Consider the following 22232-nt stretch of genomic DNA (forward strand, 5'->3'; position numbering starts at 1 on the left):
GAACTCATGAGCTGGAACCCCGAGCCGTAACTGGGGGAGCAGACCTTTATGAACAAGCGGGAACTCGTCGACGCCATCGCAGACCGGGTGGGCGACAGGAGGACGGCCACGGAGGCCGTGAACGCGATCATCGACGCCATCCAGAAGGCGGTCGCCAGCGGAGACAAGGTCTCGATCACCGGCTTCGGCGCGTTCGAGATGGTCCACAAGGGGGCCAGGAGCGCCCGTAACCCGTCTACGGGTGCCGAAATCGCGGTCCCGGAGAGCTGGGGGCCCAAGTTCCGTCCGGGTTCGGACTTCAAGGAACTCGTGAACGTCGGCGGCAAGAAGCTCTCGAAGAAGAAGTAATCACAGGAAGTAGCCGGGCGCCCGGTCCCCTGTCGGGGGGCCGGGCGTTTCCTTATCCCTGGGACTCCTGGATTCCCGGCGAATCAGGGAGCGGAAAGGTCGACAGCGTTATGTAGGTGATCTCGTCACCCGTCATCGCGAGGCGGACCCGCTGCCCCGAGCGCAGGAGCCGCAGCGGCCCCGCGTCGAAGGCGGGCGTGCCGAACTCCAGCACGGTCCCGTCATCGAGGAAGACCGAGCCGGAACGCGTCACCGGATCGAAACTGCGTACCGTCGCCTGCATGCGGCCCAGCGTAAACGGTGCGTCCGCGCCCAGCGAGACCCCGGCACGTCACGAAGACGATCACAACTCGCCGGGTCACGCAGGCGGCCACAGTTCGGCGACGACCGCCGCGGTGTGCCGTCCCAGTCCCAGGGCGATGGCGGCCCGCAGATCGTCGGGGGTGTCCACGTCGCGCCTGACCGAGTCGATGTCCTCCGTACACAGCTCCTTGGCGCCGCCCGCCAGGTGCCTGGCCCGCGACTCCCCGCCGAAGCGCGGCGTGAACGGGCGGCCCGGCCGTACCCCGTAGAAGGTGGTGCCGACGTCGAGCGCGTCGGGCACGAAGGACTGGTCGAACTCCGCGGCGCGGGCCAGCGCGGTGGCCAGCTCCGCCGGGCGCAGGGCGGGCAGGTCCGCCTGCAGGGCACCGATCCCGTCGCCGGGCGCGATGCGTACGGCGTGCGCCGCGCCCGTACGCAGGGCGGTGTTCAGGCCGCGGTCGGGGTCGTGCACCACCTCGGCCCCCAGCGCGGTCAGCGGCCCGGCGGCGGCCGGGTCGGCGGTCACCACGATTACCCGGGCCACCAGCGGGCAGGAGAGCGCCGCCGCGACGGTGTCGCAGGCGACGGCGACGGCCAGCCGGGTGCGGTGCGGACCCGTGGCGGCCGCCAGTCGAGTCTTGGCCGCGACCAGCGTCTTCACCGGAATGACCAGTGACCAGCGGATGCTCATAGGGTTAAGCATCGCGCCTCGACATCCCATGCGGCCAACCGGGAGACTTGGGGCGCAGACCGTAGGAGGAGATCATGAGCCGCCCCACGCGCCCATCGCGTTTCTGGGAGACCCTGGCCGTAGTGATCGTGAAACCACTGTCATGGCTCCTGATCAAGAAGGACTGGCGCAAGGGCGAGCGCATTCCTCGCACAGGCGGCATCATCATCGCGACGAACCACCTCTCCTGGACCGACCCCGTGCTGCTGGCGCACTTCCTCTACAACAACGGGCGGTGGCCGGTCATCCTGGCCAAGGCCACGCTGTTCAAGGTGCCGTTCCTGGGCAACGCGGTCCGCTCCCTACGGGCCATCCCCGTCGAGCGGGGCAGCGACGAGGCGGCCAAGTCGCTGCACGAGTCGGCGGCGCGGCTGAAGGACGGCGCCGCGATCCTCTTCTATCCCGAGGGCACCTGCACCCGGGATCCCGACCTGTGGCCGATGGTCGGCAAGACGGGCGCGGCCAGGCTGGCGCTGGAGAGCGGCGCGCCGGTGATCCCGGTGGCCCACTGGGGCGCGCACGAGCTGCTGCCCTATGGGGAGAAACGGCCAAGGTTGTTCCCGCGCAAGACGTTCCGCGTGATGGTGGGGCCGCCGGTCGACCTGTCGGCGTACACAGGGCAGGAGCCGCAGGCCGACGTGCTGCGCGCGGCCACCCACGACATCGTGATGGCGATCACCGAGCAGCTCGCCGCGTTGCGCGGGCAGCAGGCTCCCGCGGCCCCCTATGACCCGGCCGGACGGTGATGGCATGACGAAGGTCGCGGTGTTCGGCACCGGATCGTGGGGCACCACGTTCGCGATGATCCTGGCCGAGGCGGGCAACCACACTGTGCTGTGGGGCCGCCGGCCGGAGCTGGTCGCGGGGATCGAGCGCAGTCACGCCAACCTCGACTACCTGCCCGGCGTGGCGCTGCCCCCGTCGTTGCGCGCGACGACGGACCCGGCCGAAGCGCTCGACGGCGCCGACTTCGTGGTGCTCGCCGTGCCGTCGCAGTCCCTGCGGCCCAACCTGGCCGCCTGGCGTGAGCACATCCCGCGCGACGCGGTCCTGGTCAGCCTGATGAAGGGCATCGAGCTCGGCACGACCAAACGGATGAGCGAGGTCATCCGCGAGGTGGCGGGGGTGCACGAGGATCGGGTCGCCGTCGTCTCGGGCCCCAACCTGGCCAAGGAGATCGCCCAGCGCCAGCCCGCCGCCACGGTCGTGGCCTGCGTGGACGAAGGGGTCGCCGCGCGCCTGCAGGCGGTCTGCCACCTGCCGCCGTGGTTCCGCCCCTACACCAACACCGACGTGGTCGGCGTCGAGCTCGGCGGTGCGGTCAAGAACGTGATCGCGCTGGCCGTCGGCGTGGCCTCGGGCATGGGTATGGGCGACAACGTCGGCGCCATGCTGATGACCAGGGGACTGGCCGAGATCTCCCGGCTGGGCGCGGCGCTCGGGGCCGACCCGCACACGTTCGCCGGTCTGGCCGGGATGGGTGACCTGGTGGCGACCTGCACCTCACCGCTGTCGCGCAACCGTACGTTCGGCGAGAACCTGGGCCGCGGCATGACGCTCGCCGAGGTCATCGCCGCCACCAGGCAGACCGCCGAGGGCGTCAAGTCCTGCGAGTCCGTGCTGGAGCTGGCCAGGAAGCACGACGTGGAGATGCCGATCACCGAGGTCGTGGTCGGCGTGGTGCACGACGGCATGTCGCCGAGCGAGGCCGGAATGCTGCTCATGTCCCGCTCGCCCAAGCCCGAGCGTTACGGCGTATGACACGTCTTCCGCTTGCCTGATTTGTGGTCCGGCGTGCGTATGGCGACGTCATCCGCGCGCTTGACTCGCTGTGCGGCGTACGCGCCGGTAGATTCGGACCTCATGAGCAAGCCACGCGTCGCCGTCGTTTTCGGAGGTCGCAATTCCGAGCACGCCGTGTCCCTGATGGGAGCCGGCAGTGTCCTGGAGGCGATCGACAGGAGCAAGTACGAGGTGATCCCCATCGGGATCGCCCAGGACGGCAGGTGGGTGCTGGCCGCGTCGGACCAGCGGTTCGCCATCGAGGCGGGCGAGCTGCCCGCCGTCGACACCACGGGCGCGGCCCTGGCGTTGCCCTCCGGCAGCGCCTCGCTGGTTGCCTACGACCCGGGCAGCATCCCGGTCGAGCTGGGCAGCGTCGACGTGGTCTTCCCCGTCATGCACGGCCCGTTCGCCGAGGACGGCACGATCCAGGGCCTGCTGGAGATGGCCGGCGTGCGTTACGTCGGCTCCGGCGTGCTGGCCAGCGCGGTGGGCATGGACAAGGCCCACATGAAGACGGTCATGGCCGCCGCCGGACTGCCGATCGGACGCCATGTGGTGGTGCGCGAGCGCGACTGGCGGCTCTACCGGGAGCGGGTGCTGAAGGAGGCCGAGGAGCTCGGCTGGCCGGTGTTCGTCAAGCCCGCCAGGGCCGGGTCGTCACAGGGCATCTCCAAGGCGCACGACCGGGCCTCGCTGGAGCGGGCCGTCGAGGTCGCCCGCGAGCACGATCCCAAGGTGCTCATCGAGGCCGCCATCGAGGGGCGCGAGATCGAGTGCGCGGTGCTCGAGTCACTCGGCGACGAGCCGGCGATCGCCTCGACGCCGGGCGAGGTCAAGGTCCAGGGCGGTCAGGAGTTCTTCGACTTCGAGGCCAAGTACTACCCCGACCAGATGTCGCTCACCGTGCCCGCCGACCTCCCGGAGGCGGTGGCCGAGGAGCTGCGGGAGATGGCCGTACGCGCGTTCGAGGCGCTCGACTGCGAAGGGCTGTCGCGGGTCGACTTCTTCTACACGCCCGAGGGGAAGCTGATCTTCAACGAGATCAACACCATGCCCGGGTTCACCTCGCTGTCGGTGGCGCCGCAGCTGTGGGCCGCCTCGGGGCTGTCGTACCCGGCGCTGGTCGACCGGCTCATCCAGCTCGCCCTGCACCGTTCACCCGGGCTGCGCTGACTGACTACGGGGTGGGCTTCTGGGAGGCCGACGCCTGGCTGATCGGCCCCGAGAGGTCCGCGAGGACCGAGGGGGCGACGTGGGTGCCCGCGATCGTGACCTCGACATAGGCGGGGTCCTCGATCGCGGTGTACAGGGTCGGCTTGTCGGGGTCGGCGAACCAGCCCACGCCGTCGATCTCCTGCAACGTGTCGGTCGGGGACATCCGCGCCGGGCGCGGCACACCGCAGCGGAGCGCGATCTCCGCCTCCCCCCAGACCGTGACGTACGGGGACGCGGGCGTGGACTCACCGCGTGCGGCGCCGTCAAGCGTCTTGGGCAGCCGCCCGGCCAGCCTCTCGCAGGCCGCCGCCGCCTCCCCCTGAGGCTTGGGCGGCTCCACGCGAACGGCGCCGCCACACCCCGCGAGGATCAGCAGGGCGAGCAGGACAGTGGTGCGGCGCATGAACTAGATTTACCTCAAATATGGACGATCGGGCACGTCAGAGTACGTGTGATGCCCTCCACGGCCTGAATCTGGGCGACCACCAGCTTGCCCAGTTCGTCGACGTTGTTGGCCTCCGCGCGCACGATCACGTCGTAGGGGCCGGTGACGTCCTCCGCCTGCGTGACTCCGGGAATGCCGGAAATCTCGCGGGCCACGCTCGCGGCCTTGCCGACCTCGGTCTGAATAAGGATGTAGGCCTGCACCATTACGTCCTCCCGGGCGATTCGATCACGCCGAAGGGCCACCGTACCCTGTGTGCGTCAGGAGGTGCGTCATCACAGTCGGAGATCTCGGCGAATTCGGAGCGGTGTCTCGTATTTCCGGGCGTTTGCCGCAAGGTGCGACGGTTCTCCTCGGACCGGGCGACGACGCCGCAATGGTAAGGGCGCCCGACGGGCGCGTCGTGGTGTCTACGGACCTGCTACTCGAGGGTAGGCACTTTCGCCGCGATTGGTCCAGCGGCTATGACGTGGGGCGCAAAGCCGCAGCTCAAAACCTTGCCGACGTGGCCGCGATGGGGGCCGTGCCGACGTCCATCGTGGTCGGCCTGGGGATGCCCGCGGACCTGCCGGTGGAGTGGCTCGACGCGCTCGCCGACGGGTTCCGCGACGAGTGCGCGATCGTGGGGGCGAGCGTCGTGGGCGGCGACATCGCGCGCGGCGACCTGGTCGTCATCGGGGTGACGGCGCTCGGCGATCTGGGCGGCCGAGCGCCGGTGACCCGGTCGGGCGCACGCCCCGGGCAGGTGGTGGCGGTGGCCGGACGCCTTGGGTACGCCGCCGCGGGGCTGGCACTGCTCGAATCCGGCTGGCCACCCAGCCAGCCTTCGGAGCCGAGCCGTGTGGAGGGGATGCCCCTCTCTCCGCCCTTCTCTCCGCAGGGAGAGGCGCTCTGGGAGGCCGTGGCCGCGCATCGGCGGCCGTGTCCGCCGTACTCCTCGGGGCCCCAAGCCGCGGAGCTGGGGGCGAGCGCGATGCTCGACGTGAGTGACGGCCTGCTTCAGGACCTCGGGCACATCGCGGCGGCCAGTGGCGTACGCGTCGAGCTGGACCCGGCCGCGTTCGTCGTTGGGGAGCCGGTGGCGGCGGTGGCCGAGCGGCTGGGGGCCGATCCGCTGGACTGGGTGCTGTCGGGCGGTGAGGATCACGCGCTCGCGGCGGTGTTCCCCGCCGGAGTGGCGCTGCCGCCTCCGTGGCGAATCGTGGGGGACGTAGTGGCAGGTCAGGGAGTTCACGTCCGAGGGCGTGAAATTGGTCACGCCGGATGGGATCACTTTGCGTGACAAGCCGCCGCGATTTGTGTAAGGTTTGGCGGATTTGGGGTGTGACTACCGGGATTACTGGGACAAAGCCGTAGTAAAGGTGTTATGAAGATTGGCGGCCACTGTAACCTGCAGAAAGGGCAGCCATATGGGCCGCCACGGCACAGGTGGATCCGACGACGAGGATGAATGGGGGAACGAGGGCTCCGACGATTCACAGGAGGACCCCAGGTTCACCACCGACCCCGCCGCGAGGTGGGCCGCCGTCCCGGATCCGACCGCCAAGAGCGCCTTCTGGGGCCCGGACGAGCCAGGAGCCGAGCCACCCGGCTGGCCCTCGCCGCCCGACCAGGTGGAGGTGACGGGCCAGTGGGCGCCGATGCCGAAACGGGAAGGCGGACCGGCCCCGACCGGGCCTGCTCCCGGCGTACGGCCTGACCCGTTCGAGACGACGGGCGCGTTCGCGCCGCCGCCGCGGTCGAAGGCCGCCGGCCGGCCCCCGGAGTCGTCCTCCGAGCCCCCGAGCATGTTCAGCCGCCCAGAAGGACCCACGGGCGGTTTCACCCGCCCCGAAGGACCCGCAGGGGGCTTCACCGGGCCCGAAGGGCCCGCACGCGGCTTCACCCATCCGGAAGGGCCCTCAGGCGGCTTCACTCGCCCCGAAGGGCCCTCGGGCGGCTTCGCTCACCCGGAAGGACCCGCGGACGGCTTCACCCGGCCCGAAGGGGCTTCGGTCCTCCCCTTCATGCGTCCCGACGGGTCAGCCACGCGGCCCCAGGGGCGTCCTGAGGGCTCTGGGGCGTTCCCAGAGGGGCCTTCCGAGACCACGGGGGCCTTCATCATGCCCCCCGAAGGTGGGTTCAACCAGCCGCAGCAGCCGCCGGCGGGCGGTGCCGGACAGTCCGACCGTCCCGAGGGGCCGTTCGAGACGACCGGCGCCTTCACGCGTCCGGAATGGGACACCCCCGGCCGGCCATCGGGACCCGCCGGCGAGCCCGGCTCGAACGAGACACGTGACTTCAACGAGCCCTTCGGCGCCACCCAGGTCTTCGGTTCCACCGAGGTGTTCGGGCCGCCGTCGAACGAGCCGCCCGCGCCGGGCGACATCAAGGTGTACGGCGCGCCGACCATGGTCGACGCGCCCACGCCCGCCTGGGCGGACAGCGCCGACAACGGCTTCCTCGGCTCGGGCTGGTCGTCGGACGAGCCGATCGACGAGCCGGAGCCGCGCCGCCGCCGTGGCCGCAAGAAGCCGCCCGCCGACCCCGACGTGCTCGCCGCGCCTCCCAGTGGCGGGCGGGGCAAGGTGGCGCTGCTCTCGGTCGCCGCCGTGGCGGTCGTCCTCGGCGGTACTGTCGCCGGCGTCAAGATGATGAGCTCCTCGAACGATCCGGCCAAGTGCGCCGGCGCCACCTGCGCCGCCGTACAGGTGACCAACCAGCCGGGTGCGAAGCCCAGCGAGTCCCCGGCGGATGAGGAGCCCACGGAGGAGCCCTCCGAGGAGCCGACCAAGGAGGAGACCAAGGCCGCCGACACCCCGAAGCCGTCGGCCACGGTCAACGTGCACACGCCGCACCGTAGCGCCTCCCCGACACCGACGCCGACCAAGACGAAGACGAAGAAACCGGTCAAACCCACGAGGGAGCCGGCCGACCCGAGCCCGACGGAGAGCCCCACGGAGGAGCCGACCGAAGAGGCCACGACGGTCAACAACCCCGACACCCAGACCGGCACTGTCACGACGGCCCCCGTACCCACCGACCCGGCCCAGGCCGCGGGCGGTCAGTCGGTGAGCCTGAACTTCGACGTGACCAACCAAGGGCTGGTCGGCTACACCGCGCACCTGGACGTCGTCAACTCCTCCCTGGCGGCGCTGCCGTCGCTCACGGTCTCCCTGCCGATCCGCGGCCGGGTACTGGACGTGAAGGGCGCCGGGTGGACGCAGGACGGGGATCAGCTGATCATCGACCTGCCCGAGTCGCTCGCCGAGGGCGGCACCGCCCAGCTGACGATCTCGGCCACGGGCCGGGGCGCCGCGCCGGCGAACTGCGGCCTGGTGGGCGGGGACTGCGCCGTCAGCTAAGCAGCCATGCCGGTGGGGGAGGGGCCGTCAGCTAGTCGGCCCTCCTACCGGGGACGGGCCGTTGGCTAGCCGGCCATCCCGGCGGGGGATGGTTGGATGGGGATATGACGGTTACGACCCCTCCATGCGTGCTGACCGTCGCCGGGTCCGATTCCGGCGGCGGGGCGGGTATTCAGGCCGACCTCAAGACCATGCTCGCCTTGGGCGTCCACGGCATGAGCGTCATCGCCGCGGTCACCGCGCAGAACTCGCTCGGCGTCCAGGGCTACTGGGAGCTGCCGCCCGAGGCCGTACGGGCGCAGCTCGACTCGGTGCTCGGCGACATCGGCGCCCGGTCGGTCAAGACCGGCATGCTGGCCTCACCCGGACTGGTCGAGGTCGTGGCGGCGGCGCTGGGCGCGTACTCGGCGCCGGTGGTGGTCGACCCGGTCGGCGTGTCGAAGCACGGCGACCCGCTGCTCGCGCCCGAGGCCGTCGAGACGGTCAAGACGCGGCTGCTGCCGGTCGCCACCGTCGTCACGCCCAACCTGTGGGAGGTCGAGCAGCTCACCTCGGTCAAGGTCGAGGACGAGGACGGCCTGCGCCGCGCGGCCGACGCCATCCTGGAGCTGGGCCCCGCCTGGGCCCTGATCAAGGGCGGCCACCTGCCCGGCGAGCCCGTGGACCTGCTCACGGACGGCACGAGCGAATATCGCTTCTCCGCGCCGCGCCTGGACAACCGGCACACGCACGGCACAGGCTGCACGCTCGCCTCGGCCATCGCCTCCCACCTCGCGCTGGGGGACGACGTGCCGGCGGCGGTGGGCAAGGCGAAGGAGTACGTGACGGGCGCCATCGCCAAGGGCTTCCCGCTCGGCGACGGCATCGGCCCGGTCGACCACGCCTGGCGCTGGCGCTGACCCGAGCCATCCGGGGGCGCTGAGTCCACCCCGGCTGTCGGGGGCATCCCGGACGCCGGGTCACCCCCCGATGCCGGGAGAATCCCCCGACGTCGAGTCACCCTGGACACGGCGAAAGCCCGCCGCTCGGTGTCGAGCAGGCGGGCTTTGGCGAAAGTCGGGACCGGCTAGCGGGTGACCTTGCCGGCCTTGATGCACGAGGTGCACACGTTGAGCTTCTTCGGCGTGCCGCCGATGACCGCGCGGACCGTCTGGATGTTGGGGTTCCAGCGACGGCGGGTGCGGCGGTGCGAGTGGGACACGTTGTTGCCGAAGGTCGGCCCCTTGCGGCAGACATCGCAGACGGAAGCCACGGTATCGCTCCTTAAAACAGTCGATGTAGCCCTGTCCGCGTGATGCTTTCCGGGCGAAGGGCATGCCGGGACAACCGGCCAGCCTGACGAGGATATCCGATCCGCGCCACTGGGCGCGAACCACGAGCACTAGACGGGCTCAAATGCGGAGATATCCTCCTGCATTAACGGTAGCGCATGCGGGGAGGTCGGAGCGCGCAGATGGAGGTTCTCGACCCGCCCGCGGTACGCCGCTGGGCCCGCCTGGCCGCCGACGCGCTGGGCGGCGCCAGGGCGGAGATCGACGCGCTCAACGTGTTCCCGGTCGCGGACGGCGACACCGGCACCAACCTGCACCTGACCGTGCTCTCCGCGGCCGAGGCCGTCGAGGCGCTGCCGGACGACGTGGACGCCGCGGTGATGTGGCAGACGCTCTCCTACGGCGCGCTGATTGGCGCCAGGGGCAACTCGGGGGTCATCGTCAGCCAGGCGCTGCGCGGGCTCGCGGAGGTGCTGAAGGACGGCGCCGACTTACGCGCCGGGCTGCTGCGGGCCGCCACCTTGGCCAGGGAGGCCGTGGCCAGGCCGGTCGAGGGCACCGTGCTGAGCGTGCTGGAGGCGGCGGCACAGGCCGTACAGGAGATGCCCGTACAGGAGGTGCGCAGCCAGGAAGTGTGCGCCCACGAGGTGCCCGGCCAGCAGGATGAGCAGCAGGAAGTGGTCGGCCAGGAAGTGACGGGCGATCTCGCGGCGGTCGCGCGGCGGGCGGCCGGTGCGGCTCGGGCGGCGCTGCGGCGTACGCCCGAGCAGCTGGACGTGCTGGCGCGCAGCGGCGTCGTGGACGCCGGCGGCGCCGGGCTGGCGATCATCCTGGAGTCGCTCGAACGGGTGATCACCGGCTCCTACAGCGACCGCTACGACGTGCCCGCGCCGACCTCACGGATCTCGCCGATGAGCGAGGTGGGGGCCGGCTATGAGGTGATGTACCTGCTCGACGCCGACGACGCCGCGGTGGCCAAGCTGCGCGAGGAGCTCGACGCGATGGGCGACTCGCTCGTCGTGGTCGGTGGCGAGGGCCTGTGGAACGTCCACGTCCACGTGGGCGAGGCGGGCCCCGCGGTCGAGGCGGCGCTGCGCGCGGGGCGGCCGCACCGGATCAGGATCACCTACCTGGCCGAGCGTACGCACCGGGCCAGCGCGGGTCGGGGCGTGGTGGCGGTCGCGGCGGGCGACGGGATCGCGGCGCTGTTCGAGGAGTGCGGCGCGGTGGTGGTGCGCCGCGCTCCCGGCACGCGGCCCACGCTGCCCGCGATGCTGGCCGCCATCCGGGAGGCGGGCGGCGAGGTGGCGGTGCTGCCGAACGACGAGGGCGCCGGGGCGGTGGCGACCGCGGCGGCCGAGGTCGCCCGTGAGGACGGCGTCGTGGTCAGTGTGCTGCCCACCAGGGCCACCGTGCAGGGGCTGGCCGCGCTGGCCGTGCACGATCCGCTGCGCCGCTTCGACGACGACGTGGTGGCCATGACCGACGCGGCCGGGCACACGCGCCACGGGCACCTGGTGGTGGCCGACCGCGAGGCGGTGACGAGCGCGGGCGTGTGCCGTCCCGGTGACGTGCTCGGGCTGATCGACGGCGACGTGTCGGTGATCGGCGGCACGTTGGAGGAGGTGGCCACGCTCGTCGTGGACCGGATGGTGGCGGGCGGCGGCGAACTGGTCACCCTGGTCACGGGGGCCGACGCGCCGGTACGCCTGGCCGCGCACGTCGAAGCCCACCTCAGGGTCATCAGGCCCGACGTGGACCTGGTCGTCTACGACGGAGAGCAGGGCGGTTATCCACTGCTCATCGGTGTCGAATGATTCCTGTCGGCCGCAGGCGGTAGAACATAGTCCCGTGAGCCGTTTCGACGAGCCCCTGACGAAAGCGCTCGACCCCAAGACCGCCAAGCTGCTGCACAGCGTGCTCGGCCTGGAGACGGTCGGCGACCTGCTGCGCCACTACCCGCGCCGCTACGCCGAGCGCGGGGAGCTGACCTCGCTCGACGCGCTGGAGGTCGACGAGCACGTCACCGTGGTGGGCGAGGTCACGAGGCTGATGCGCAAGCCCATGCGCAACCGCGGCGGCACCTGGCTGGAGGTCGAGGTCGTCGACGGCGGGCGCAACAAGATCTACCTGTCTTTCTTCGGCAAGGGCTCCCACGTGGCCGAGTCGCGGCTCAAGCCGGGGCGGCGGGGGATGTTCGCCGGGAAGGTGGGCATGTTCGGGTCCAGGACGACGCCGCGGTGGCAGCTGTCGCACCCGGAGTTCGAGCTGTTCGAGGAGGGCGAGGCGAGCGCCGAGGACTTCGCGGCGGCGCCCGTCCCGATCTATCCGGCGGGCAAGGACCTGACGCCATGGGCGATCAGGCGGGCGATCGGCGTGGTGCTCGACACGCTCGGGCCCCTCGACGATCCGCTGCCCGCCGAGCTGCGGGATCGGCGCGGGCTGGAGGGGCTGGGCGAGGCGCTGGAGTCCATCCACCGGCCGAAGGACTTCGCCGACATGCGGCGGGCGCGTGAGCGGCTGAAGTTCGACGAGGCGTTCGTCCTGCAGGCCGTGCTGCTGCAGCGCAGGCAGGCGGCGACCGCGTGGCCGGCCAGGTCCCGGCCCCGGCGGGCCGACGGCCTGCTGGCCGACTTCGACGGGCGGCTGCCGTTCTCGCTCACCGAAGGGCAGGCGCTCGTCGGCGAGGAGATCGCGGCCGACCTGGCGCTGGAGCATCCCATGCACCGGCTGCTGCAGGGCGAGGTGGGCGCGGGCAAGACCGTGGTGGCGCTGCGCGCGATGCTGCAGGTGGTCGACGCGGGGGGCCAGGCGGTGTTGCTGGCGCCCACCGAGGTGCTGGCCCAGCAGCACCACCGCTCGATCAGCGGCATGCTGGGCGACCTCGCGCAGGGCGGCATGTTCGGCGGCACGGCCGTAACCCTGCTCACCGGCTCCATGGGCGCCGCCGCGCGCAGGTCCGCGCTGCTCGACGCCGCCTCCGGCACCGCGGGCATCGTCGTGGGCACGCACGCCCTGCTCCAGGAGCATGTCCAGTTCGCCGATCTGGGGCTGGTCGTGGTCGACGAGCAGCACCGGTTCGGTGTGGAGCAGCGTGACGCGCTGCGCGAGAAGGCCGGCGGCGGCCGTCCGCACGTGCTGGTCATGACCGCCACCCCGATCCCGCGTACGGTGGCCATGACGGTGTTCGGCGACCTGGAGGTCTCGACGCTGTCGCAGCTGCCGTCGGGCCGCGCGCCGATCACCACCCACGTCGTGCCCGCCGCCGAGAAGCCGCACTTCCTGGAGCGCACCTGGGAGCGGGTCCGCGAGGAGGTCGCCCTCGGCAGGCAGGCCTACATCGTCTGCCCGCGCATCGGCGACCTGGAGGGCGACGAGGGGGATCTGCAGGCGCCGCCGTCCGACGACGAGCGGCGCCCGCCGCTGGCCGTCCTCGACGTGGCCGAGCTGCTCTCCAGCGGCCCCTTCCGCGACCTGCGGCTGGGCGTCCTGCACGGCAAGCTCCCGCCGGAGGAGAAGGACGCGATCATGCGCGCGTTCACCCGTGGCGAGCTCGACGTCCTCGTCGCCACCACGGTCATCGAGGTCGGCGTCGACGTGCCCAACTCGTCAGTCATGATCATCATGGACGCCGACCGCTTCGGCGTCTCCCAGCTCCACCAGCTCCGCGGCCGGGTCGGCCGGGGCGGTCTGCCCGGCCTCTGCCTCCTGATCTCGGACTTCCCCGAGGGCACCCCCGCCCGAGCCCGCCTGTCGGCCGTGGCGGCGACCCTCGACGGCTTCGAGCTGTCCCGCGTGGACCTCGAACAACGCCGCGAAGGCGACGTCCTGGGCGCGGCCCAGTCAGGCAAACGCTCGTCCTTGAAGCTGCTCCAGCTCCTCCGCGACGAGGACGTCATAGAGGCGGCCAGAGACGAAGCAGCGGCCTTGCTGGCCGCCGACCCGGACCTGAAGTCCAATGACGGTCTGCGCGCGGAGATAGACCGCCTGCTGGCGGACGAACGGGCCGAGTACTTGGAGAAGACCTGATCCAAGGGCAGCTCCGGGCATGAGATGCCACGGAATCGAGTAAGGATCGCACGTAACGGTGCCCGGCTCTGTGCGGGTTCAGCGGCCGTTTTCCTGGAGGCCCCCAGCCACGTATGGCGGGTGGCGGCCAACCCGGCCGTGCCGTAAAACAAAAAAAGCCCTTGATCTTGATGTGGGCCCCAGCCGCGGGGACGGCCTCCCCCCGAATGCCGTCCCCGGCTGGGCCCACCCTCGGGTCAGGTGCCGAGGGAACCGGCGTGCGGAAGGGCTCACGATCACGCCGGTCGGCCTCCAACTGGGTCACCTTGAAGGCCGCAGGACCCATCATGCGAGACCCTCCCCGCGATGGGAATCACCCTTGCGTACTCGAGGCCGACACTTGTCCACTCTTGACCTGCGTCGACATGCGGAACAATGGTCCTCATGACTCGGATCATCGCGGGGAGCGCGGGTGGCAGGCGGCTGGCCGTGCCGCCGGGGCGCGGGACGAGACCGACCAGTGACAGGGCGCGAGAAGGGATCTTCTTGACCCTTGACTCGCTGCACGGGCTGGCGGGCGCCCGGGTGATCGATCTGTACGCGGGGTCGGGGGCCGTCGGGCTGGAGGCGCTGTCCCGGGGGGCCGCCCACGCGGTGCTCGTCGAGTCCGACCCGAAGGCCGTCCGCACGATCAGGGCGAACGTCGAGACGCTGGCGCTCGACGGGGCGCGGGTGGTGGCCGACAAGGTCGAGCGGTTCCTGTCGAAGCCCGAGGAGGAGGGCTTCGACATAGTTTTCGCGGATCCGCCCTATGCCGTCACTGACGACGAGGTCACACGCGTACTGGAGTCACTGCGCGACAACGGCTGGCTGACGGATGGGGCTTTGGTGGCGTTCGAGCGGGAAAGCAGGGGAAAAGCCCTGGTGTGGCCCGAAGGCTACGCAGAGGAGAGGGTCCGTCGCTACGGCGAAGCATCCGTTTGGTACGGTCGCGCCGCCGGGAACCCGTAGACCTGGGGAGGCGTTTTGCGCCGCGTTGTCTGCCCGGGGTCATTCGACCCCATCACCAACGGCCACCTCGACATCATCGGCCGGGCTGCCCGGCTGTACGACGAGGTGACCGTGGCAGTGCTCATCAACCTCGAGAAGAGCGGCCTGTTCACGGTCGACGAGCGGATCGAGGTCCTGCACACCGTGACCAAGGAGTACGCGAACGTCAAGGTGCAGAAATTCCATGGCCTGCTCGTAGACTTCTGCAAGCAGAACGACATCCCCGCGATCGTCAAGGGGATCAGGGTGGTCAGCGACTTCGACTACGAGCTGCAGATGGCACAGCTCAACTACCGGTTGTCGGGGGTCGAGACGCTGTTCATGCCGACCAACCCCGAATACTCCTTCCTGTCCTCCAGCAGGGTCAAGGAGATCGCCCGATACGGTGGTGACGTGTCCGGACTGGTGCCTGACCTGGTGCACGAGCTCCTCATCGAGCGGCTCAGGAGCTGACACCGACCTGCTATCCTTTGATTTCGGCCTTGTACGACGGCGACATTTCGCCATGCCTAGCGAGAGCAGATGACTCAGCACCTCGACCCCCGCTCCCCTTGGGTGATCTCCACTCACGACCTGGGTAGGCGACCGGGCTCGATGAAGCGGATGACCCTGTCCCTCCCGGCACCGGTGGATCTCGGCGTCGACATGATCGGTGTCCCCAAGGACGCCGAAGTCGAGCTGGATCTCCGGCTCGAAGCAGTGATGGAAGGCGTGCTCGTCTCGGGCACGGCGCAGGCCCCGCTCGCCGGGGAGTGCGCGCGGTGCCTCGACCCGGTCACCTCGGAGATCGAGGTCGACCTGCAGGAGCTGTTCTTCTACTCCGACGAGGACGCCTCGGAGGAGGATTCACTGCTCGACGGCGAGCTGCTCGACCTCGAGCCGACGTTCCGCGACGCGGCGGTGCTCGCACTGCCGCTGAGCCCCGTCTGCGGTGAAGACTGCGCGGGTCTCTGCACGGAATGCGGGGTCAAGCTGGCCGAGGCCGGCGACGATCACCGGCACGAGAAGATCGACGCTCGCTGGGCGTCGTTGCAAGGTCTGGTTACCGAGAACGATAACGATCAGGAGAAGTGACGTGGCCGTCCCGAAGCGAAAGATGTCGCGGAGCAACACCCGCGCCCGTCGCTCCCAGTGGAAGACGACTGCTGTCGCCCTGGTGAGCTGCCCGCAGTGCCGTTCGCCGAAGCAGCCGCACATCGCGTGCCCCACCTGCGGCACCTACAACCGCCGCCAGGTGATCGAGCCGTCCGCCTGATCGCACCACCTGGTGAGCGGACCATGACCGCTCGAAGGGTTGACGCACTGCCGACCGGGTGCCATTGTGCCCCGGTCGGCGTTACCGTCTGACGCGTGCGGTGGCGGTTCGCCCGCGGCCGTGGTGGACGCCGGGGTTTGATCCCCCCGACGCCCACCACGTTTTCGGGCATCTTCCGCAGCCGTCGCGCCATGTGAAGATGTCCGAGGAGGAAGCACGTGGGCACAGGTCCTAAGCCGGTGGCCGTCGAGGTCGCCCGAGAAGAGCTGGAGCGGGTGCTGCTGGTCGGCCTCGGCTCCGACATCCTGGAGCGGGCGCTGACCCACCGCTCCTACGCGTACGAGAACGGTGGCCTGCCCACCAACGAGCGCCTGGAGTTCCTCGGCGACTCGGTGCTCGGCCTCGTCGTGACCGACACCCTCTACCGCAACCACCCCGACCTGCCCGAAGGCCAGCTGGCCAAGCTGCGGGCCGCGGTGGTCAACATGCGTGCCCTGGCCGATGTGGCCCGCACGCTCGGCCTGGGCCGGTTCCTGCGGCTCGGCAGGGGCGAAGAGGGCACCGGCGGCCGCGACAAGTCCTCGATCCTGGCCGACACGCTGGAGGCGCTGATCGGTGCCGTCTACGTCGACAAGGGTCTCGACGAGGCGTTCCGGGTCGTGCACCTGCTGTTCGACCCGCTGATCGTCCGCTCGGCCTCGCTGGGCGCCGGCCTCGACTGGAAGACCTCGCTGCAGGAGCTCACCGCCTCAGAGGCGCTCGGCGTGCCCGAATACCACGTCGAGGAGAGCGGCCCCGACCACGCCAAGTCGTTCACCGCCGAAGTGCGGGTGGGCGGCGAGTCCTACGGCGCGGGCACCGGCCGCAGCAAGAAGGAAGCCGAGCAGCAGGCGGCCGAGGCGGCGTGGACCCGCATCAGGGCCCGCCGCGAGCAGCGCGAGAGCCAGCCGGCGGGCTAGGTGCCAGAGCTGCCGGAGGTCGAGGTCGTCCGCCGCGGCCTCGCCGAATGGGTCACCGGCCGGGAGATCGCCTCAGCCGAGGTGCTCCATCCCCGTGCCACCAGGCGGCACGTGCCGGGCGTCGAGGAGTTCTGCGCGCGTCTGAGAGGCCGTACGGTGCTCTCCGCGGAGCGCCGCGGCAAATACCTGTGGCTGCCGCTCTCGGGCGACGACGAGGCGCTCCTGGCGCACCTGGGCATGAGCGGTCAGCTGCTCATCGTGCCGCCCGACTCGCCGCTGGAGAAGCATCTACGCGTACGCCTCAGCTTCGCCGACGGCGGCTCCGACCTCCGCTTCGTGGACCAGCGGACCTTCGGCCACGTCATGCTCACCCCCCTGGTCGAGGGCATCCCCGCGCCGATCGCGCACATAGCCCCCGACCCGTTCGAGAAGGCGTTCGACGAGGCCGCCTTCGCCACGAACCTGCGCAAGAAGAAGACCGAGATCAAACGGGCCCTGCTCGACCAGTCCTTGATCAGCGGAGTCGGCAACATCTACGCCGACGAGGCGCTCTGGCTGGCGAAACTCCACTGGGCCCGGCCCACCCAGACGCTCACCCGCCCCAAGATCGCCGAGCTGCTGGCCGCGGTCCGCCAGGTCATGGGCGCCGCCCTCCTGCAGGGCGGGACGTCCTTCGACAGCCTGTACGTCAACGTCAACGGGGAGAGCGGCTACTTCGAGCGCTCCCTGGAGGTCTACGGCCGGCGCGACCAGCCCTGCTCCCGCTGCGGCACCCCGATCAGGCGCGACCCGTTCATGAACCGCTCGTCCTACAGCTGCCCGACCTGCCAGCGCAAGCCTCGCTGAGCGGAGTCCTGCGGAGGACCGTGTGGTGGCCTGGATTCGGCTTGCGTAAAGGAAAAAGGGGGATCCCATGGTGCGGTTGACGGTGTGGGTGCGGGGGCGAGTGCAGGGCGTGGGCTTCCGATGGTGGACGCGCGCACGGGCTCTGGAGCTCGGACTCACGGGCTGGGCGAGGAACGCGACCGACGGCCGGGTGGAGATAGTGGCGGAAGGCACACAAGAGTCCTGCGTCAAGCTGCTGGAGCTGCTCAGAGGTTGCGACACGCCGGGCAGAGTCGATGGAGTGGTGGAACGATGGAGCGAAGCCCGAGGTAGTTTGGTGGGGTTTGTGGAGAGGTAAGGGGTTTCGTTAAACAGCTCAAATAGGGTATAGTTGTATGTCGGGAGTGCCCGAGGGTAGGTCTATGCGGTTCGTTCGACTTGACCGCCCACACTGCCGGTGCGACTCTTGTTAGGTACCACGCGCACCCCTCCCGCAGAATAAGAAGTGCGCGAACCAGTCTGGTCACTCAGCGTGGAGGACCCTTTACCATGGCGAAGGCTCTACTCGGCCACGTCGGCGGTCCTGACCCTCGAATGGTCTCGGAGATGCGCCGTCTGCAACAGCGGATCCGGGATTTGGAGGCAGAACTCATCCGACTCCAGGCCACGAATGACGCTCTTGCGGCGCAAACCCGCGACGAGGCGCTCAGCCGTATGCAAGAGCGCGAGCCGGCACTCACCTAAGAGTGTCCGGAGCGCACGACACCCCAGGGACGTCTCGAAGAGGCGTCCCTTGTTATTTGCATATTCCCTAGAGTTTTGTGCCTCCTTTACCAGACCGGCGCGGCCTCGACCGCACCCGCCCTCGTAGGGCAGGGAAGACCAGTAGGCTTTCCCGAAGTCGGTTCTCGCAGAAGGGGGCGTGGTCTTGCACCTGAAGACCCTCACCCTGCGCGGCTTCAAGTCGTTCGCCTCCGCGACCGCCCTCCGCTTCGAGCCCGGCATCACCTGCGTGGTGGGCCCCAACGGCTCCGGCAAGTCCAACGTCGTCGACGCCCTGGCCTGGGTCATGGGCGAGCACAGCGCCAAGTCGCTGCGCGGCGGCAAGATGGAAGATGTCATCTTCGCCGGCACCTCCTCCAGGCCGCCGCTCGGCCGCGCCGAGGTGACGTTGACCATCGACAACTCCGACGGCGCGCTCTCGATCGACTACACCGAGGTCACGATCAGCCGCCTGATGTTCAGGTCGGGCCAGAGCGAATACGCGATCAACGGCGACACCTGCCGCCTGCTCGACATCCAGGAGCTGCTGTCCGACTCGGGCATCGGCCGTGAGATGCACGTCATCGTCGGTCAGGGCCAGCTCGACGCCGTGCTCCACGCGGGCCCCGAAGACCGGCGCGCCTTCATCGAAGAGGCCGCGGGCGTACTCAAGCACCGCAAACGCAAGGAGAAGGCGCTCCGCAAGCTCGACGCCATGCAGGCCAACCTCACCCGCGTCCAGGACCTCGCCACCGAGCTGCGCCGCCAGCTCAAGCCGCTCGGCCGGCAGGCGGAGATCGCCCGCAAGGCCGCCGTCATCCAGGCGGACCTGCGCGACGCGCGGCTGCGCCTGCTGGCCGACGACGTGTGCGTGCTACGCGACACGCTGGAGCGCGAGGCGGCCGACGAGGCGGCGATCCTGGCCCGGCGCACCAGGGTGGAGTCCGAGCTGGCCGAGGGCCAGCAGCGGGAGGCCGCTCTGGAGAGCGCCGAGGCCGAGGCCCAGCCCCGGCTGAGCGCCGCCCAGGAGACCTACTTCCGGCTCTCCTCCCTGCGCGAACGCATCACCGGCCTCGAACAACTGGCCGCCGAACGGCACCGCCACGCGCTCGACGCGGCCGCGATCGAGCGGCGCGGACGCGATCCGGAGGAGCTCGAACGCGAGGCGGCCGAGGTACGCGAGCACGAGCTGATCCTCCGGGCGGAGCTTGAGCAGGCCCAGGACCTGCTGGAAGAGGCGGTCCAGCGGCGTGCCGAGTCCGAGGCCGAGCTGAGCGCCGAGGAGCAGCGGCTCGCGATGGCCTCGCGGGCCGCCGCCGACCGGCGCGAGGGCCTGGCCAAACTGCGCGGCCAGGTCGATTCCGTACGCAGCAGGGCCCGTGCCGCCGAAGACGAGATCGGCCGCCTCACCCGCGCCGTGACCGAGGCCGCCGGACGTGAGCGCCAAGCCCGTGAGGACCTGGAGGCGCGGCGGCTGGAGGAGCCCGCCGTCGACCCGGCGCTGGCCGCGGAGCTGGTCACCGCGCAGTCGCTGGTCGACGAGGCCAAGGCGGCGGCCGACGAGGCACGCGCGGCGGTCGAGCAGGCCAAGTCCGCGCTCGACGCGCCGCGAGCGGCCCTTCAGTCCGCCCGGTCGGGCATCGGCACGGCCCGCGCCACCGACCAGGAGGCCCAGCGGTCCGTGGCCGCTCTGCGGGCTCGCTGCGAGGCCCTGGAGCTCGGCCTGGCCAAGGGCGACGGCGGGGCGGCCCTCCTTGAGACCGACCTGGCCGGGGTGCTCGGTCCGCTGGCGGCCTCGATGCAGGTAACACCGGGCGCCGAGCCGGCGGTCGCGGCCGTGCTCGGGCCGATCGCCGACGCGATCGCCGTCAAGACGGTGGACACCGCGATCGGCGCCCTCGAACTGCTCCGCGTCAAGGAGGCGGGCCAGGCGACCCTCCTGGTGGCGGGTTCCGGCGGACAGGTCGCCGACCAGGTACGCGCGGCCGCGCCTGAGGGGAGTCGCTGGGTCGCCGCGCTGGTGACGGTGCCCGGACACCTCAGGGCCGCCCTCGACCATGTGCTGGCCGGCGTCGTCGTCGTGGACGACCTCGAGGCCGCCCGCGCGATCGTGGACGCCCATCCCGAGCTGCGGGCCGTGACCAAAGGCGGCGACCTCGTCGGCGCCCATCTGGCCAGCGGCGGCTCCGAGGGCGGCACCTCCGTGCTGCAGGTGCGGGCGGCGCTCGACGACGCCGTCGCGGACCTGGAGGAGGCCGAGGGCAGGGCCGAGGAGACGGCCGCCGCCCTGGAGGAGGCCGCGGCCGCCGAGCAGGCCGCGCAGCTGGCCCTGGAGTCGGCCCAGAGCCAGGTCAACGAGGCGCAGACCGCCGCGGGCACCGCCCAGGCCGGGGTCAACGCCGCCCAGGGCGCGCTCGACCAGGTCAGAGCCAGGCAGCGGGAGGCCGACCAGCGCAACGCCGCGGCGGCCAAGCGGCTGGCCCAGCTCGAAGCCGCCGCCGACGCAGCGCGCGCCGAGGCCCAGCGCCTCGCCAAGAGCGTCACGACGGCTGAGGAGTCCCGCGCCGAGGGGCTGGAGGAGCTGGCCGAGCTGGAGATCCGGCTGGCCGAGGCCGAATACGCGCAGGAGCTGGAGACCGAGCCGACCACCGAGGTCCGCGACGAGCTGGCCGCCACCTGCCAGGTCGCCAGGCAGCGCGAAATGGAGACCCGCCTGCAGGTCCGCACCGCGGAGGAGCGGGTCAAGGGCATCGAGGGCCGGGCCGACGGCCTGATCAGGGCGGCCCAGCGCGAGCGCCACGAACGCGCCGAGGCCGCCGCTCAGCGGGCCAGGCGCAGACGGCAGGCCGCGGTGGCCGAGGCCGTGAGCAGCGGCGCCAAGCAGGTGCTCACGGTCCTGGCGACGTCCATCCAGCTCGCCGCCCGCGAACGCGACGAGGCCGACCTGGCCCGCGTCGCGATCGACGCCGAGCTCAAGCAGGTCCGCCTGCACGTACGCGAGCTGGGCCAGGAGCTCGACAAGCTGGTCAACCGGGTCCACGGCAGCGCGGTCGCCCGCACCGAGCAACGGCTCCGCCTCGAACAGCTCCAGCAGCGCGCCCTGGAGGAGTTCGGCGTCGAGCCCGAGTCGCTGATCTCCGAGTACGGCCCGGAGGCCCCGGTCCCCGGCGACCCGCCCGTCCCCTACGTACGGGAGGAGCAGGAGAAGCGGGCCAAGATCGCCGAGAAGCAGATGAACCAGCTCGGCAAGGTCAACCCGCTGGCCCTGGAGGAGTTCGCGGCGCTGGAGGAGCGGCACGCCTTCCTCAACTCGCAGCTCGAAGACCTCAAGAAGACCCGGCGCGACCTGCTGCTGGTGGTCAAGGAGGTCGACGACCGGGTGGAGCAGATGTTCTCCTCCGCCTACGAGGACGTGGCGCGGGAGTTCGAGCAGATCTTCACCAGGGTGTTCCCCGGTGGCGACGGCCGCCTGGTGCTGACCGAGCCCGGTGACATGCTGACCACCGGCATCGAGGTCGAGGCCCGGCCGCCCGGCAAGAAGGTCAAGCGGCTGTCGCTGCTGTCGGGCGGGGAGCGGTCGCTGACCGCGGTGGCGTTCCTGATCTCCATCTTCAAGGCGCGGCCCTCCCCGTTCTACGTGATGGACGAGGTGGAGGCGGCCCTCGACGACACCAACACGCAGCGGCTGCTGCGGCTCTTCGAGGAGCTGCGGCAGAGCTCCCAGCTGATCGTCATCACCCACAACAAGCGGACGATGGAGATCGCCGACGCCCTCTACGGCGTATCGATGCGCGGCGACGGCGTCACCCAGGTGGTCAGCCAGCGACTCCGGGAGCGCGAGTCCGCCTGACGTCGGCCCGGTCGTCCGGTCCCGATGGTCCGGTCCCGATGGTCCGGTCCTGACGGTCGGGCCTGATCGTCCGGGCCCCGAT

General features: G+C 70.8%; 23 protein-coding genes. 18 read left to right on the forward strand and 5 right to left on the reverse strand.

What is annotated here, in order from left to right; genetic code table 11:
• Nucleotides 1-48: 48 nt before the first annotated feature.
• Entirely contained in the window at nucleotides 49-348 is a 300-nt protein-coding gene (locus tag AB0C30_RS29155) for an HU family DNA-binding protein (RefSeq protein ID WP_225291986.1), read from the forward strand.
• A 52-nt stretch (nucleotides 349-400) separates the two neighbouring features.
• Here AB0C30_RS29155 and AB0C30_RS29160 read toward each other — a convergent pair whose 3' ends face one another.
• Together AB0C30_RS29160 and cofC are read right to left on the reverse strand one after the other, a co-directional pair.
• Nucleotides 401-631, reverse strand: coding sequence for a hypothetical protein (locus tag AB0C30_RS29160; RefSeq protein ID WP_357950414.1), 231 nt, complete (start codon nucleotides 629-631; stop codon nucleotides 401-403).
• A gap of 75 nt (nucleotides 632-706) precedes the next feature.
• A complete protein-coding gene (gene cofC, locus AB0C30_RS29165) occupies nucleotides 707-1342 on the reverse strand; it encodes a 2-phospho-L-lactate guanylyltransferase (RefSeq protein ID WP_357950417.1) in 636 nt (211 codons plus the stop codon).
• 74 nt (nucleotides 1343-1416) lie between these two features.
• Between cofC and AB0C30_RS29170 the strand changes: the two genes are divergently transcribed.
• From AB0C30_RS29170 to AB0C30_RS29180, 3 genes are all read left to right on the forward strand, one after another.
• Nucleotides 1417-2127, forward strand: a complete 711-nt coding sequence (locus tag AB0C30_RS29170; protein ID WP_357950420.1) for a lysophospholipid acyltransferase family protein — start codon at nucleotides 1417-1419, stop codon at nucleotides 2125-2127.
• A 4-nt stretch (nucleotides 2128-2131) separates the two neighbouring features.
• Nucleotides 2132-3142: an NAD(P)H-dependent glycerol-3-phosphate dehydrogenase gene (locus AB0C30_RS29175; protein WP_357950423.1), complete on the forward strand. Its 1011-nt coding sequence runs from the start codon at nucleotides 2132-2134 to the stop codon at nucleotides 3140-3142.
• A 102-nt stretch (nucleotides 3143-3244) separates the two neighbouring features.
• On the forward strand, nucleotides 3245-4339 hold the full coding sequence (locus tag AB0C30_RS29180; RefSeq protein ID WP_357950426.1) for a D-alanine--D-alanine ligase family protein: 1095 nt from the start codon (nucleotides 3245-3247) through the stop codon (nucleotides 4337-4339).
• Between the two features lie 4 nt (nucleotides 4340-4343).
• On the opposite strand, the gene AB0C30_RS29185 is transcribed toward AB0C30_RS29180, so the two are convergent.
• Both AB0C30_RS29185 and AB0C30_RS29190 read right to left on the reverse strand, forming a co-directional pair.
• Nucleotides 4344-4784 (reverse strand): DUF3515 domain-containing protein, encoded by a 441-nt coding sequence (locus AB0C30_RS29185; RefSeq protein ID WP_357950429.1) that lies wholly within the window; start codon nucleotides 4782-4784, stop codon nucleotides 4344-4346.
• 14 nt (nucleotides 4785-4798) lie between these two features.
• A complete protein-coding gene (locus tag AB0C30_RS29190) occupies nucleotides 4799-5032 on the reverse strand; it encodes an Lrp/AsnC ligand binding domain-containing protein (protein ID WP_225291979.1) in 234 nt (77 codons plus the stop codon).
• 47 nt (nucleotides 5033-5079) lie between these two features.
• Here AB0C30_RS29190 and AB0C30_RS29195 point away from each other — a divergent pair, with 47 nt between their 5' ends.
• The 3 genes from AB0C30_RS29195 (at nucleotide 5080) to thiD (ending at nucleotide 9069) form a co-directional block, all read left to right on the forward strand.
• Entirely contained in the window at nucleotides 5080-6108 is a 1029-nt protein-coding gene (locus AB0C30_RS29195; protein ID WP_357950432.1) for a thiamine-phosphate kinase, read from the forward strand.
• A 127-nt stretch (nucleotides 6109-6235) separates the two neighbouring features.
• Nucleotides 6236-8170 carry a hypothetical protein gene (locus AB0C30_RS29200; protein WP_357950435.1) on the forward strand — a complete coding sequence of 645 codons (1935 nt, stop codon included), beginning with the start codon at nucleotides 6236-6238 and terminating at the stop codon, nucleotides 8168-8170.
• A gap of 104 nt (nucleotides 8171-8274) precedes the next feature.
• A complete protein-coding gene (thiD, locus tag AB0C30_RS29205) occupies nucleotides 8275-9069 on the forward strand; it encodes a bifunctional hydroxymethylpyrimidine kinase/phosphomethylpyrimidine kinase (RefSeq protein WP_357950438.1) in 795 nt (264 codons plus the stop codon).
• Between the two features lie 167 nt (nucleotides 9070-9236).
• Here the strand turns inward: thiD and rpmB are convergent, their stop codons facing one another.
• Nucleotides 9237-9422, reverse strand: coding sequence for a 50S ribosomal protein L28 (gene rpmB, locus AB0C30_RS29210; protein WP_049556934.1), 186 nt, complete (start codon nucleotides 9420-9422; stop codon nucleotides 9237-9239).
• A 201-nt stretch (nucleotides 9423-9623) separates the two neighbouring features.
• Between rpmB and AB0C30_RS29215 the strand changes: the two genes are divergently transcribed.
• The 11 genes from AB0C30_RS29215 to smc all read left to right on the forward strand — a co-directional run bounded on the left by AB0C30_RS29215 (nucleotide 9624) and on the right by smc (nucleotide 22150).
• Complete coding sequence (locus tag AB0C30_RS29215) at nucleotides 9624-11258, forward strand: DAK2 domain-containing protein (protein WP_357950441.1); 1635 nt, start codon at nucleotides 9624-9626, stop codon at nucleotides 11256-11258.
• Nucleotides 11259-11292: 34 nt separating this feature from the next.
• The gene (recG, locus tag AB0C30_RS29220) at nucleotides 11293-13470 is read left to right on the forward strand and encodes an ATP-dependent DNA helicase RecG (protein ID WP_357950444.1); all 2178 of its coding nucleotides are present in this window, start codon (nucleotides 11293-11295) and stop codon (nucleotides 13468-13470) included.
• A 423-nt stretch (nucleotides 13471-13893) separates the two neighbouring features.
• Nucleotides 13894-14460 (forward strand): 16S rRNA (guanine(966)-N(2))-methyltransferase RsmD, encoded by a 567-nt coding sequence (gene rsmD / locus AB0C30_RS29225; RefSeq protein ID WP_357950447.1) that lies wholly within the window; start codon nucleotides 13894-13896, stop codon nucleotides 14458-14460.
• Nucleotides 14461-14475: 15 nt separating this feature from the next.
• Nucleotides 14476-14952 carry a pantetheine-phosphate adenylyltransferase gene (gene coaD / locus AB0C30_RS29230; protein ID WP_219530151.1) on the forward strand — a complete coding sequence of 159 codons (477 nt, stop codon included), beginning with the start codon at nucleotides 14476-14478 and terminating at the stop codon, nucleotides 14950-14952.
• A 174-nt stretch (nucleotides 14953-15126) separates the two neighbouring features.
• Nucleotides 15127-15573, forward strand: coding sequence for a YceD family protein (locus tag AB0C30_RS29235; RefSeq protein ID WP_357950450.1), 447 nt, complete (start codon nucleotides 15127-15129; stop codon nucleotides 15571-15573).
• 1 nt (nucleotide 15574) lies between these two features.
• Nucleotides 15575-15754, forward strand: a complete 180-nt coding sequence (rpmF, locus tag AB0C30_RS29240) for a 50S ribosomal protein L32 (RefSeq protein ID WP_033409409.1) — start codon at nucleotides 15575-15577, stop codon at nucleotides 15752-15754.
• A 239-nt stretch (nucleotides 15755-15993) separates the two neighbouring features.
• A complete protein-coding gene (rnc, locus tag AB0C30_RS29245; RefSeq protein WP_357950763.1) occupies nucleotides 15994-16713 on the forward strand; it encodes a ribonuclease III in 720 nt (239 codons plus the stop codon).
• Nucleotides 16714-17559, forward strand: coding sequence for a bifunctional DNA-formamidopyrimidine glycosylase/DNA-(apurinic or apyrimidinic site) lyase (gene mutM, locus AB0C30_RS29250; protein ID WP_357950453.1), 846 nt, complete (start codon nucleotides 16714-16716; stop codon nucleotides 17557-17559). It abuts the gene before it with no gap.
• Nucleotides 17560-17626: 67 nt separating this feature from the next.
• Entirely contained in the window at nucleotides 17627-17896 is a 270-nt protein-coding gene (locus tag AB0C30_RS29255; protein ID WP_357950456.1) for an acylphosphatase, read from the forward strand.
• 191 nt (nucleotides 17897-18087) lie between these two features.
• On the forward strand, nucleotides 18088-18282 hold the full coding sequence (locus AB0C30_RS29260; protein ID WP_090938435.1) for a hypothetical protein: 195 nt from the start codon (nucleotides 18088-18090) through the stop codon (nucleotides 18280-18282).
• A 184-nt stretch (nucleotides 18283-18466) separates the two neighbouring features.
• A complete protein-coding gene (smc, locus tag AB0C30_RS29265) occupies nucleotides 18467-22150 on the forward strand; it encodes a chromosome segregation protein SMC (RefSeq protein ID WP_357950765.1) in 3684 nt (1227 codons plus the stop codon).
• The last annotated feature ends 82 nt before the right edge of the window (nucleotides 22151-22232 follow it).

Source organism: Nonomuraea sp. NPDC048901, from assembly GCF_040649695.1.
Classification (GTDB): Bacteria; Actinomycetota; Actinomycetes; order Streptosporangiales; family Streptosporangiaceae; genus Nonomuraea.

Excerpts from the sequence above, each read along its gene's own strand:
- AB0C30_RS29155 (WP_225291986.1), top strand. The coding sequence starts at position 49 with ATGAACAAGCGGGAACTCGTCGACGCCATCGCAGACCGGGTGGGCGAC.
- AB0C30_RS29160 (WP_357950414.1), bottom strand. The coding sequence starts at position 631 with ATGCAGGCGACGGTACGCAGTTTCGATCCGGTGACGCGTTCCGGCTCG.
- cofC (WP_357950417.1), bottom strand. The coding sequence starts at position 1,342 with ATGAGCATCCGCTGGTCACTGGTCATTCCGGTGAAGACGCTGGTCGCG.
- AB0C30_RS29170 (WP_357950420.1), top strand. The coding sequence starts at position 1,417 with ATGAGCCGCCCCACGCGCCCATCGCGTTTCTGGGAGACCCTGGCCGTA.
- AB0C30_RS29175 (WP_357950423.1), top strand. The coding sequence starts at position 2,132 with ATGACGAAGGTCGCGGTGTTCGGCACCGGATCGTGGGGCACCACGTTC.
- AB0C30_RS29180 (WP_357950426.1), top strand. The coding sequence starts at position 3,245 with ATGAGCAAGCCACGCGTCGCCGTCGTTTTCGGAGGTCGCAATTCCGAG.
- AB0C30_RS29185 (WP_357950429.1), bottom strand. The coding sequence starts at position 4,784 with ATGCGCCGCACCACTGTCCTGCTCGCCCTGCTGATCCTCGCGGGGTGT.
- AB0C30_RS29190 (WP_225291979.1), bottom strand. The coding sequence starts at position 5,032 with ATGGTGCAGGCCTACATCCTTATTCAGACCGAGGTCGGCAAGGCCGCG.
- AB0C30_RS29200 (WP_357950435.1), top strand. The coding sequence starts at position 6,236 with ATGGGCCGCCACGGCACAGGTGGATCCGACGACGAGGATGAATGGGGG.
- thiD (WP_357950438.1), top strand. The coding sequence starts at position 8,275 with ATGACGGTTACGACCCCTCCATGCGTGCTGACCGTCGCCGGGTCCGAT.
- AB0C30_RS29215 (WP_357950441.1), top strand. The coding sequence starts at position 9,624 with ATGGAGGTTCTCGACCCGCCCGCGGTACGCCGCTGGGCCCGCCTGGCC.
- rsmD (WP_357950447.1), top strand. The coding sequence starts at position 13,894 with ATGACTCGGATCATCGCGGGGAGCGCGGGTGGCAGGCGGCTGGCCGTG.
- AB0C30_RS29255 (WP_357950456.1), top strand. The coding sequence starts at position 17,627 with ATGGTGCGGTTGACGGTGTGGGTGCGGGGGCGAGTGCAGGGCGTGGGC.
- AB0C30_RS29260 (WP_090938435.1), top strand. The coding sequence starts at position 18,088 with ATGGCGAAGGCTCTACTCGGCCACGTCGGCGGTCCTGACCCTCGAATG.